We start from the raw sequence: 11359 nt of genomic DNA on the forward strand, positions 1-11359 counted from the left end.
CGAAGCCGCCGGATCAGCTACACTTACTATCGCATCTTGATTAAATCCCCGTGTCCACTTTCCGGGGTTCGGGCCCGGTTCCCTTCCTGGCGAACGTCAGCAGGACTGCATGTGGTGTTCCGCTGACTGCGTCGCGCAGTTCCCACACGCGGGAGAGGTCGGCGGCAGCAGAACGGGTTGGAAGAATGATGAAGTCGCTGACAGCGATTGCTGCTTCAATAGCGTTCTCATCTCCTGGTGGGACATCAATGAACATGAACTCATCGTCTCCGACGAGTGCCGCTTGCCTATCAACGCGCTTAGGGATAGACAGTTCGACCTCAAACGGTAAAGGGTCGCCTCCGTCTTCCGCACGTTCAGACCATTCTAGAGCTGAGCCCTGTCGGTCTAAGTCTGTGACAGTCACGGTCTTTCCTCGGTGGGCGAAAACCGTGGCGAGAAACATCGTTGTAGTGGTCTTGCCAACGCCACCTTTGGCGTTAATGGCGGTAATGATCATGGCTTCTCCTAGGTGGATACGTCATTGCGCCTACCAGTTTACAGATTTCAGTAAATACTGCTTTACAGGTCTACAGTTGTACAGTTTACTGTAAACTCTAAACGCGCTGGCAGTTAAGTCTTTTAGTTCTCTTTATCGTCATGTTCTACAGACAGACCGGCGAGCATGATGCGGTAAAACTCGTTTTCAATACTTTATGCTCAATTAAAAACAAACGACCTTCTAGGCGGGCTAAATAGGGAAAGTACTTCAGACACAGCCAGCTGATTCGAGAAAGAAGTCCAAATTACTAGCTGGAAACGATATATCAACCAAACGGTAGTAGCCTGTCCCACACACAAAGAATTGACACGCTCTACTGTTAGCTAAAACGCAGAGCGCTTGAATTTACGCAAAGAAACAACACTCACGAAAAACGAAACCACGCTTAATAGTAATGGAATACGGCCTGGCGGAACCTCTAGAGCGAAAAGAAGGAGTTTCCAATTCGTATCAGACAATGATGGCCAAAGAGCAGTTTGTAAAACAAGCTGTGCTACAAGCGACAAAGCAAGTGTATCCACACTCACATATCTACCTATAAGAAGCGTCAAACCTGTAAGAACAGTAGATACATAAGCAAATCTAGTGCTTCCTATGCCACAAAGGGAAAATATCCAAGGAATAATCCATAAAGTAACGAGAACTATACCGTCAATAAGCAGCCAATTCCGTGAAACTTGAGCCTCTAACCTGGAAATCTGATTTCTGAAAAAAATCACTGGCAATGCAGCATAAGAAAACGAACATAAAGTGCCAACGTTTGCCCCAGCAGTATCATCGAGCCACGGGATATTTAGCAACCACCCCTCAGCGGAAGAAAGAACAAAGCCAATAAACAGCACCATAATTAAGACAGTAATTAGCCTATGCCCACGGCAGTACAAGAATGCGTATGATGTCATAAGCTAATTGCTAACTCTGCACACAGTCTGCTCGATACGTTGAACAACGTCTCCAACGTTGACTTGTCGATTAGGCTCCCAAGGAAGACCACTAAGCGTAATTCCCAAATCTTTCGCCGGAATTCCGCAGACTTTAGCGTCTGAACGAATCAGTTCTGCAGATCCAGCTTGATCCACAAACTCTCCAACTATCCCCTCTACCGTGGATTGGCCGCTTAAACTCAAATGCTCTTCCGAAAAATCTCCCCACATCACAGGACGTTCTGAAAAATCTCTCCACTCAGTAGGTGCTATTTTAGAGAAAGCATCCCTCGCTTGGATATTAAGTAATATATTTTCGCTAGGAATTTCAGGCCATGCGCATACATTAGAAGAGCAAACAACCTGACGAGAATCTCTTTGTGCAAGTCCAAACTCTGTGAGTTGCTGCGCCCAAGCAAAAGAACCGATAAAACAGAGAAGCCCTAAAAGGAAAGCTAACGTATACATTTTACTACGGTGCCTAAACAGTGCCGCAGCCGAGACTATGGTCAGCGTAGCTCCGATAATCCCTGCAATTGCTGTCCCAATTGCTTTCACATCTAGCGTTGCATCAAAAGAACAGCACGCTAAAAAATCACCAGTTATATGTCTTAAGGCTCCAGGAGAAGTGGCTGGAACTACCGCATACCACGTATATGCAAGCGCAGCTGATACAGACACTGATATCAGTGGTTTAAACGAAAAACCAAGTGCACTTCCGATTAACGTCCAACAGATGCCGACGATGGAGGAATAAGCCAGCATAACCCAAAAAACTGAAGACCCAAACAGTACAGAATCAGTACTTTGTGAAAGGCTTGCCAATACATAGCCAAGGGGAAAAAGCAGCGACCATGCAAACATTCGGTTCACATAAATACGAACTACAGATTTTCTCCCCATCTGCACTAGAGGACGAAAACGTGATGCTTCCCATGCCATTGCGGCAGAAACCGCAGGAGCAATTACGAAGAACACCAGTGTAGATTGAGCAGCATTCGACTCATAGTATGGCGTCTTTCCTAATTCCGAAATAGGAACTGCGCTAAGGATTATCCCAATAAGGCAAATCCATAATGATGGACGACGAAGCCAGTGTTTAACGCCGAAATTAGGAATCACTGTAGTTTCCTCTCCGTACAAGAGATCGTGAGAGAATATGCGCTGGGGTATTTCCCGACTCTGTAGCTAGCTGTACAAAATCTTGCCGTGAACCATCGAAATGTAGCTTCCCCTTATCAAGAACAAGGACACGCTCGAAAGGTCTCTGTAGTTCGCCGGCATCATGCGTTGAGACAACTAGGTTATGCCCTCTATCCACAATCCGTTGGTATACCTCAGTGACATGCTCTTTGTTGAGTGGATCAAGTGCCGCACTAGGTTCATCAAGCAGTAATGTTTCCGCCCCAGAGTTCAACGCAGTGGCAATCGCTAGCCTAGAGCGTTCTCCGCCGCTAAGACTTTCGCACCGTTGACTAGACACTCTTGACAAATCTACAAAATCTAGCCAATCTAAGCTTTCTTTCTTTGCAGTCTTTTTATCTCGTCCGAACAACCAAGCAACATAAGCGCAGTACTCACTAGAGGTGAAACCGGTAATAGGGGCAAATTTCTGCTCCACTATAGATATAGATCCTTTCCTCAGTACTGTTCCGTCCTTAGGAGAAGAATCTGATGCAAGAGCAGAAAAAAGCGTTGATTTCCCAGCACCATTAGCCCCGAGTAGAAGCGTGGGGCGTTCATCTATCACCAGCTGCGGTATATCCAGAATTGTCTTATTTGAACGCCGTACCCTTAGTGCATTAACCTGGATGGTCGCTACCATACAAATTTCATCCACTTGATGGTCAAGTGGTTCCACTTGAATGTATGGATATCAGCATGATAATTTCCTGCAGCCTGGCGCCCCCACCCGCCTCGGTCCCATCCCCCATAGCACCTATTGAACGAACGCGATCCTAGGTCGGGGTCCGGCCTCTTAGAAAGCTCTCGGCGCAGGGTCATCTCAACTTTTCCAGGAGATCCTGGTGTAGCATTTGAGCAGGTAGCTGCTGTAATCTCCGTGTTGTAACCATCAATGTTTCGATCGGTCCAGCCACGAGTCCTGTAGCTATCGCGAACCCCGTTAACACTGGTTTCAAAGTGTCCCTCCGCGTTCGCTGGAACAGCGGACATAGAAACCGCCAAGGCAGTAACTAGCCCTGCTGCAATTTTCTTCTTCACAGTACTTTTCCTTTCGAAAGTTAAGCACGCCAAAATCGGCCTCGTCTTTATGCGTCTGCCTCAAGCTCTAAGTGTTGGATGGCTTTTACCTATGCTTGAAACAGCTTTACCCTAACTTATCCGCTTATGGTATGCACAGCCCGCAGTAAAGATATTCTAATTAATCCCCCCAATTACCCCTTATCCCCAAGTTTTATCCACCTCTAAAGTGCATGTTCATATTCATACGCCACGAGGAAAACGCCAAGTTCAAACGGCATAAATTCTTTCGAGTTGACGCGTCCCTCACTAGGCTAGGGCCCCCTTTGTCCTTGCAGACATATAGCGGGGATCGTACGTGCGCATAAGTTGGCTCACGACTACACAGCTTTGCTCGAACTGTATGGCAACTTCGCTTTAACGCCTTCGACTACTTGCCTTTATGTTTGGCCTTCTTTTTAGCGGCACGGATCTGAAATTTCCGTTGTGCTTCTTCGCGCCGAGCGATCCGCGAAGCTTTCTTCTTGTTTGCGTTAGCTAATTCGAAATTTAACTTTGTTGCTTCTTGGGCTTTCGAGGACACCCCTGAGATCTTGCGTTGCTCCTTATTGACTTTCCGCTGCAGGCGTTTGGGATTTCCTCGCTGTGGCGCTTCAATAGCGCCAGGTATAGGTACGGAGCGATGAGCGCGTTTGACTAGGGAAGAACCGTTGACGAGTAACCACTCATAGAGTTCGGCATTATTAGGTTCTGGACCGAAAACTACTCGGACGGCGCGGAGCTGGTTGTTGCTGGAAGTCTCGTAGACTCCGCACCAAAATTGACCATCGTGGAAAAGTGTGAATTGAGCAGGCAAAGTTGTCTCCAGGTACGCTAAAGCGGACCTGACGACGCCGGATTCCTTAGCTCTCATGAGAACAAGAGCTAAAGCGACGGATAGCACTGGTTAGTGCTATCGCTCAGACTTCCTACTGAGACTGTGCGTTTCGCGCATCAGGATCTTACGGGGGATAACGCTAACACACCCTAGGGACAGAGAACGCAGCCAACTGACGTCATGAAAAGTCATTTATGGCAGGAATAAATACCTAAGCAGGAGAAGAGACAGTGGGTGCCCAGTGTGGGAGTATTGCGAAACTGTAGCGCGCGCATTAGCCTAAAAGTGACAGCACAGTTCATCTTAGAATTGCGTCTGCACAATAAAAAGGGCCCCAACGAGCGGCTACTCGTTGAGACCCTCGGGCCTTAAAGACCCACGTGAAGCATCACTGCAATGAGCTTCACTGTTACGGTCGCAAGTGTTATGACCTTGATTGCCACATCGAGCCAGCTAAGCTTCGTGGCGTCAAGGTCTTTTCTTTTGCGACCGGGCGTATCCAATGAGTGTCTACCCATCGTCTACCTCCCTTACGTCGTAGGGTCGTTCCCTCGCCTAACAAGACGCACGGAAACAGCCCACGTACACGCGCGGGCCAACCGCGCACCGACGAGGAAGCCACACACCCCCGATAAGGCCGGGGTGATTGTGAACCATCTCAAACACTAGCAACCCACCCCGACAACTCCTTGCCCTACCGGCATAGCAGGGTGCGTCAGACCTTACTGGTTGAGGTACTTATACAGCGTAGTGCGCCCAATGCCGAGGCGGCGAGCAACCTCCGCTTTCGGAATCCCCTCCCCCACCCACTCGCGCGCCTGCGCTACTTGTTCCTCGTCGAGGACTTTCGCACGCCCCTTATAAACACCGCGGGCTTTCGCCTTGGCAATACCTTCGGCCTGGCGCTCGCGGATAATCGAGCGCTCGAACTCCGCCACAGACCCGAGTAGGCCAAGCATGAGCTTGGCTACCGGACTGGAATCTAACGAATAGGTCTGTCCTTCTTTGAGGAACTTCACGGATACTCCACGTTCGGTGAGTTCATCAACCAGTCGGTAGAGGTCGATAAGCGAGCGGGCAAGCCTGTCCATGCTCACCACAATGAGTTGATCCCCCGCACGCAGATAATTCAACGCCCCATCTAAGCCGGGGCGCTGGGTAGACGAACCACTGACGGTATCGGTGAAGATGCGGAAGACTTTTTCCTTCTTCAGCGCCGCCAACTGCCGGTCGAGATTCTGGTCTTTAGAACTAACACGCGCGTAACCAATTTTCTGCCCCGCAACAGCCTCTGGCTGTTCGGAAATATCTAGAGGTAGTGACGGTTCTGTTTCATTACTCATGAACCCACCCTAGCGAACAGGGAGAAGTTGTACTTCAGAAACGTTCACTTAGGGTGTACTCTATCGGGGCAATTTGAGTTAGATGAGCTTTGTGCCCCGCCCGTCCACATAGAGCGCCTAGCCGTCTCTCAGTAGAAGCAGGTTCCATTCTTTGCCGTAGTCTTCCACCGTTTTGCTGATAGCACTGATGGAATATGGGCCAGTTGTTCCTTAGATTGAGAATTCTGGAGCGTAACCATGTTGGAAGGAATTAATCGGCATGCAGGCCAACGATCTCGGGGGAGATATCTCCGCGAAGGATTCCTTCAATGTCAATTTGATCCATCGCTTTTGCTAGTTTCTTACCGTCAGGTTCTCGCGGCTGGTCGGGGTGACTTTTTAGTCGTTTACCTGCTTTTATGCATGCCAAAACGTATAGTGCGGTTCCTAGTCCTTTTCTTTGAATGCGGCTGTCGTCTCCATTTCCGTTTGTGACGTTTATGCTGAGCCTGGGGCCCGGGCCGCGTGTATCTCCTTTTTCACCCCAGGCGATATAAGCCCACTCAAGTTTTTCCCTATCTTTGGCTCGGTGCAAGCGGATATTTCCTGTTCTCCGAAAACGGATGGGGAGGAGTATTGAAAATAGACATCTTCTTCACCTTCTCGCCGGAGGGTGTAGCTAAGAATTTCTCTTACTGGGGAAGTCATGTCTCAAGTATGCCCAAACTTCAATTGGGTATGTGGCGGAAAAACAAATCAGGATCGCCAGCGTGTACCCAACTTATAGGAGAAGGATTGGGCTGAGGGGCTTTATTCCCGAGCCAGTGGCTGAGGCGTTGTAGGGATGGTTTTCCCCTTGGGGAAATAGAGAAGTCCAACATAATATCCGTTATCGGACAGTTAGATATTGTTCATTGATTGTTTCTTAGCTCGACGATCACGCGGGGTAGGTAGATGTCGGCAAAACCAGCCCCAAATGAGGGTAATCAAACGCCAAACCCCCACTGCGAATTGCGTAGCAATGGGGGCATTTTGCCTGCTCAAGGGCATTTTTACAAATATAGATTACCTGAACTCGACATTAAAGACATGGTTCACCCTATATAACGTTTTCGAGAAAACGTTATAGCAGATGAACCATCTTGTCAAATGTCGCAGTGTTCAGGTGAAATCGCAGGTCACGGGCACTTTTTGTGGTTGCATACGGCAGCAACATCGACTTTTATAGGGGCCAGGCCACACAAAATTTGTGGGCCCTCTCACAAGACGTGAGAGCCATTGTCCTCCCCAGGGCCTCGGCCAAAAGACTCCCTGGGGAGGAACGAGCTCGCGGGATACCGCGGAAAGGAAAGATATGCTTCCCAGCTATACCGTGCCGTCTTATCTAACTCCTGTCCACCAGCTGCTCAGTGGAGTACGCGTGCAGGCGACAGCAGACGCACCTGAGACCAAGGAAGGAACGCCGAAAACAAATCGCGCGTTTCCAGACTGCAATGCCTGGAAAATCGAAGTCAGCCTCATTATGCGCGAACGCACGGGGGATGATGGGGTCGTAGAGCGCGAGATAAAGCGCAGCCGGGTCACCGTATGGTCGCCAGAGCGACCAGAGGTATCACCTGATGATGTCGTCACCTTTCAGGGACTCATGGCAGGAGCAGTGGATGGCAGCATTTTCCTGCAGGCAACGGGGGTAGAGAGAGTGGAGGAGGGCAGCGATGAGCTCCTCTAGCAGTGAAGAAGGCCTCCTAGAGCCTCTGAATGAGGCTGTAGAGGGGCTCCAGGAAAAGGTGATGGAGGGGCTTCCCTGGGTCATCGCACTCATCGCAGTCATCGCTATACTGCAAGCCCTCATCCCCTGGCTGTGGTCACGGTGGTGGTACCGGAACAATCCAGTGGCTGGGAAAGTTCAGCGCCGTCGACAACGACTCAGCGAAGTCTTTGGATTGAAAATTAATCGAGTTCGCCGTGATGGGAGTATTCGCATCTCCCCTGGCGAAACAGGAAAATGGCAACGCGATGGCCTAGCCGAAGAGCTAGGTGCAGAGCTCGGCAGTCCGATACGACTAAGTGTCCAAGACGGATACGCGTGGATACGCGAAGTGCAGAACATCGGTGACACCGTCTCAGGGGACCCCGCCTACGACCCAGGAACTGGGGACGTAATTATCGGTGTCGATACAGAAACCGGTGATCTGGAAGGTTTTTCGATAAAAGAGATCTCTGGTGCCGTGCTTGCGGCCCGCCCAGGAGCTGGTAAAACCGCCCTCCTCAGCCTAATCGAGCAGGCCTTAAAGCCGCATGCAGAGGTAAAAGTGGTTTCCGGTAAAAGCAGCAATGACTTGGATAAGGCTGAGAAGGAAATCACCTCTGCTCAAGAGGAAATGGAAAAGCGCTTCGACGCTGGAATAGATTTCTGGAAGAGTCCCGCGGGGAGAAGACCCGTAGTCCTAATCCTGGACGAATGCGCCAGGCTCTTCGAACCCAGCTCGGAGTCCAAAGAAGATAAGGCCTCGGCTAAACACCGAACTCGCCAGGTCAAAGACCTACTCCAACGTGGGAGATCAGCCGGTGTCATTACCATCCTGGCGACACAGCGCATGAGCTCTGACGTCATCCCCACATCCATTCGCGACCTGGCTACCGTGCGGATCTGCGGACGAGTAACCACACCTAAAGACGCCGAGATGGTCCTGGGCAGGCTACCTGAGCCCGGAGAACCATCGCCAGTCTCTGCAGGAAAACGGCGATTTATCGTCGACGACGGCGAAGGCATCTGGCAAGAACTGCATGTCTTCGAACTTGCTCAGTAAAAGTCTCCCCTCTGCCCGAGTGCGTAGGAGAGCGGAGCCGAATGCCGAAGCGCGCGAGGACGACGTGGCTGGCCGCAGGCCAAGCCGCCAAAGGACGAGCGCAGCGAAGGCAGAAGGCAAAGCGACCGGGAGCACGAGGGCGCCAAGGGGAAGAACCCACGCTGATAAGTCGAACGAACGCAGCTTGTATTAACAAGAGCCTCGTGGCAAGGCGGCGAATGCCGCCGCGGCAGCAGATAGGTGCCGGTGTAGTGTTACCCGGCACCTTTGTAGCGTGTATCAACCCAGATCAGAAAGGTTATTCAGGTGAAGCAATGCGTAGCAGAAAATGTAGCAAGTCTACGCAGTCCCGGTCGTGGATGGCCACGATATCAGCAGAGAAAATGAGTCGAAAGGAGATAGAAGAAGCTCTTGAGACGTACTCCTATCTAGGACAGCTAGAAGAAGGTGAAGAGGACAATTACCGGCACTGGCAGCTACTCATTGACGGCAACACCTCACCGATCAGGTTTTCCACACTCAAAAACAAGTTACCCACGGCGCACATAGAACCCCGCCGCGGTCCAATACAACAAGCCATCGAATACGTCACCAAAGAAGAAACCCGCGTCTCTGAAGAGCCACGGTTAGAGCACGGCACGATTCGACACAGTGACGAAAGGGGGAGGCGTAAAGATGTCGAGGTAGTTCGCGAAGCGGTCCTTGAAAAAGGCCTTTCCGCGGACGAAATATTTCTTCAAGTTCCGGAAGCTGCTCGTATGACTTCGTTCGTTGAAAAGCTCGTTGCTGCTCGAGAGCGCGCACAGAACTCAGCACCCCGAGAAGTTGAGGTGCTGTGGCTGTATGGTCCGCCTGGCACTGGGAAAACATCACTAGCGGTGGATATAGGTGGCGACGATTTCTATCGAGTCACCGACTACTCCCACCCTTTTGACTCTTATGCAGGAGAAAAGACTCTGATTCTCGACGAATTCGATGGCTCGATGCCATTAAGCCTTGTACTAAATATCCTCGATGTGTGGCCTATGAGTCTTCCTGCCCGCTACGCGAACAAGACTGCTGCGTACACGCACGTTGTGATGGTTTCTAATGAATCTCCGTGGGGCTACTATTTATGGGAGCCAACATCGCGGCGACAAGCGCTTGCCCGGCGGATTGACACAATCATCCACATAGATTCCTATGGCGCTCACGATGAAACTCGCTTACGGGACAAATTCTTTGCCTAACAAAACAACCTCATAAGGAGGGACTTCAGGCGGGTAGATTTAGGAAAGGAAACTAAATTCATTCATATCCATATGAAGAACTATCCAACAATAATGTGACATTCTCCTGCAGTCCCTACAGTTCCGTGGGCATTGATTTGAATGCGTTCCGAGTCTCCGTTGTAAATACTTGCACCAGTTTGCACGCTGGTAGTGGTGCTAGATAGTTCAAAACTATCTTCCTTTAGAACTTCTTTCCCGCTTATGTACTTGATAGTTAAGGCATCACCGGGTTGCCCTTTATACAAGATATGCGGTGTATTCTTCCTTTATCCATGGTTATGATTTGTGGATCACATTGACCGTCAGCAGAAACTTTTCCAAGGATAGGTGAGCTTGGCGAGCGGGAATGAATATTTTCTAAGGAGCTGCTGCTTTCACGTATGCCTCCCAATTCGTTATGTCTCACCGGAGTTGGGCCGGTAGTGAAGGGGTCATAGGTAATATCCGACAATCTGAGGAGCGCAAAGAATACGAGCTATACGGCCCATCGACTTACGGCAGAACGAAAGGCTCGGGCGTCCCGTATCTATCGAAATCAGGGACTAATTGCCTGGTGAGATTCCTTAGTGAGCACCCTGCCCCCCCGGGGGGGCTAGTAGCGCGGCAAATTTTACGAACGTAAACAGGAACCTTCAGATCCGCGTAAAAAGAATCTGAAGGTTCTAACGGGTTGAACTCGTTTCTAGCCAAACAATTTTTGACCAAACCGACGGCCGCGTTCAATACGGGTTTCCCACAGATTTCTATCTACCGGCTTATCGTTACTGGTTTGTGCTGGAACCTGCGAGTCTTTCTCAAGAAGTTGTTCGACCAAAGAATCAAATACTTCAGTAAAGCCAAGCGACCCATTGAGAGAGAAGGTTTTAGTTTCCTGAGCGCGAAATGGACCCTCGATAGAGGCCCTATGCCATACCGAATAGGTCGTCCCGTTGAGGATTACGTCATCCCCGCTTTTCCGAGCTGTAATCTTCATTCCGGAAAACTCAAGAAAATTAATGTGAGGATCGACAGAAGCCTCTTCTACAAGGACGAATTTTTCCCCCTCGTTCAAACCAATTTCTTTCAATTTAGATATGAATTCTTCTGCATCGGCCATGCTTTTATCCTAATTAAAAAGAACTTGGAAAGCAGCATAACTAGGAGAGGCGGGAAATGGCGGACATTGTTCATGAAGCCCAGGACACGCACCTGTGCGCCCTATTTATCAAGGGCCACGGCGAAGATAGAGACTACGAGTACGCGCTAGACGCCACCAACAATGCAGCTAAACACCTGCAGGCAATACTGGCGGAGCTGCCTGCCTCTTCCCTGCTGCTCCCCGACGCCAGAATACTCAGGGCCCGACCCCCGGAAAGTGGACACATCGGGGGCTAGCTATGCTGCTTTGGTCAGTATAGCCGAAGTCTCGGTTTC

11 protein-coding genes are annotated in these 11359 nt (G+C 50.1%); 3 read left to right on the forward strand and 8 right to left on the reverse strand.

The window, feature by feature from the left end; translation table 11 throughout:
* Positions 1-40: 40 nt before the first annotated feature.
* From ABRP93_RS10900 to ABRP93_RS10930, 7 genes are all read right to left on the reverse strand, one after another.
* Positions 41-499, reverse strand: a complete 459-nt coding sequence (locus tag ABRP93_RS10900) for an AAA family ATPase (protein ID WP_349887946.1) — start codon at positions 497-499, stop codon at positions 41-43.
* A gap of 365 nt (positions 500-864) precedes the next feature.
* Positions 865-1386 carry a hypothetical protein gene (locus tag ABRP93_RS10905; protein WP_284623480.1) on the reverse strand — a complete coding sequence of 174 codons (522 nt, stop codon included), beginning with the start codon at positions 1384-1386 and terminating at the stop codon, positions 865-867.
* 60 nt (positions 1387-1446) lie between these two features.
* Positions 1447-2586 carry a hypothetical protein gene (locus ABRP93_RS10910; protein WP_349887947.1) on the reverse strand — a complete coding sequence of 380 codons (1140 nt, stop codon included), beginning with the start codon at positions 2584-2586 and terminating at the stop codon, positions 1447-1449.
* The gene (locus tag ABRP93_RS10915) at positions 2576-3325 is read right to left on the reverse strand and encodes an ATP-binding cassette domain-containing protein (protein WP_284623482.1); all 750 of its coding nucleotides are present in this window, start codon (positions 3323-3325) and stop codon (positions 2576-2578) included. The genes ABRP93_RS10910 and ABRP93_RS10915 overlap by 11 nt, the downstream gene beginning before the upstream one ends.
* 771 nt (positions 3326-4096) lie before the next feature.
* Positions 4097-4522, reverse strand: a complete 426-nt coding sequence (locus ABRP93_RS10920; RefSeq protein ID WP_349887948.1) for a YjdF family protein — start codon at positions 4520-4522, stop codon at positions 4097-4099.
* Between the two features lie 743 nt (positions 4523-5265).
* Positions 5266-5886 (reverse strand): recombinase family protein, encoded by a 621-nt coding sequence (locus ABRP93_RS10925; RefSeq protein ID WP_284623468.1) that lies wholly within the window; start codon positions 5884-5886, stop codon positions 5266-5268.
* Positions 5887-6136: 250 nt separating this feature from the next.
* Positions 6137-6460 (reverse strand): hypothetical protein, encoded by a 324-nt coding sequence (locus ABRP93_RS10930; protein ID WP_349887949.1) that lies wholly within the window; start codon positions 6458-6460, stop codon positions 6137-6139.
* A gap of 825 nt (positions 6461-7285) precedes the next feature.
* On the opposite strand from ABRP93_RS10930, the gene ABRP93_RS10935 reads away from it, so the two are divergent.
* From ABRP93_RS10935 to ABRP93_RS10945, 3 genes are all read left to right on the forward strand, one after another.
* Positions 7286-7594 carry a hypothetical protein gene (locus tag ABRP93_RS10935; protein WP_349887950.1) on the forward strand — a complete coding sequence of 103 codons (309 nt, stop codon included), beginning with the start codon at positions 7286-7288 and terminating at the stop codon, positions 7592-7594.
* Positions 7581-8675: an AAA family ATPase gene (locus tag ABRP93_RS10940; protein ID WP_349887951.1), complete on the forward strand. Its 1095-nt coding sequence runs from the start codon at positions 7581-7583 to the stop codon at positions 8673-8675. The genes ABRP93_RS10935 and ABRP93_RS10940 overlap by 14 nt, the downstream gene beginning before the upstream one ends.
* A 383-nt stretch (positions 8676-9058) precedes the next feature.
* Positions 9059-9904: a hypothetical protein gene (locus ABRP93_RS10945; protein ID WP_349887952.1), complete on the forward strand. Its 846-nt coding sequence runs from the start codon at positions 9059-9061 to the stop codon at positions 9902-9904.
* A gap of 724 nt (positions 9905-10628) precedes the next feature.
* Here the strand turns inward: ABRP93_RS10945 and ABRP93_RS10950 are convergent.
* On the reverse strand, positions 10629-11042 hold the full coding sequence (locus ABRP93_RS10950; protein WP_349887953.1) for a hypothetical protein: 414 nt from the start codon (positions 11040-11042) through the stop codon (positions 10629-10631).
* Positions 11043-11359 lie beyond the last annotated feature (317 nt).

The sequence above is a fragment of the Corynebacterium sp. KPL2850 genome (assembly GCF_040225855.1).
GTDB lineage: Bacteria > Actinomycetota > Actinomycetes > Mycobacteriales > Mycobacteriaceae > Corynebacterium.

Bases quoted from the DNA above. Each gene is read 5' to 3' on its own strand.
- ABRP93_RS10900 (WP_349887946.1), bottom strand. From the start codon at position 499: ATGATCATTACCGCCATTAACGCCAAAGGTGGCGTTGGCAAGACCACT.
- ABRP93_RS10905 (WP_284623480.1), bottom strand. From the start codon at position 1,386: ATGGTGCTGTTTATTGGCTTTGTTCTTTCTTCCGCTGAGGGGTGGTTG.
- ABRP93_RS10925 (WP_284623468.1), bottom strand. From the start codon at position 5,886: ATGAGTAATGAAACAGAACCGTCACTACCTCTAGATATTTCCGAACAG.
- ABRP93_RS10940 (WP_349887951.1), top strand. From the start codon at position 7,581: ATGAGCTCCTCTAGCAGTGAAGAAGGCCTCCTAGAGCCTCTGAATGAG.
- ABRP93_RS10945 (WP_349887952.1), top strand. From the start codon at position 9,059: ATGAGTCGAAAGGAGATAGAAGAAGCTCTTGAGACGTACTCCTATCTA.
- ABRP93_RS10950 (WP_349887953.1), bottom strand. From the start codon at position 11,042: ATGGCCGATGCAGAAGAATTCATATCTAAATTGAAAGAAATTGGTTTG.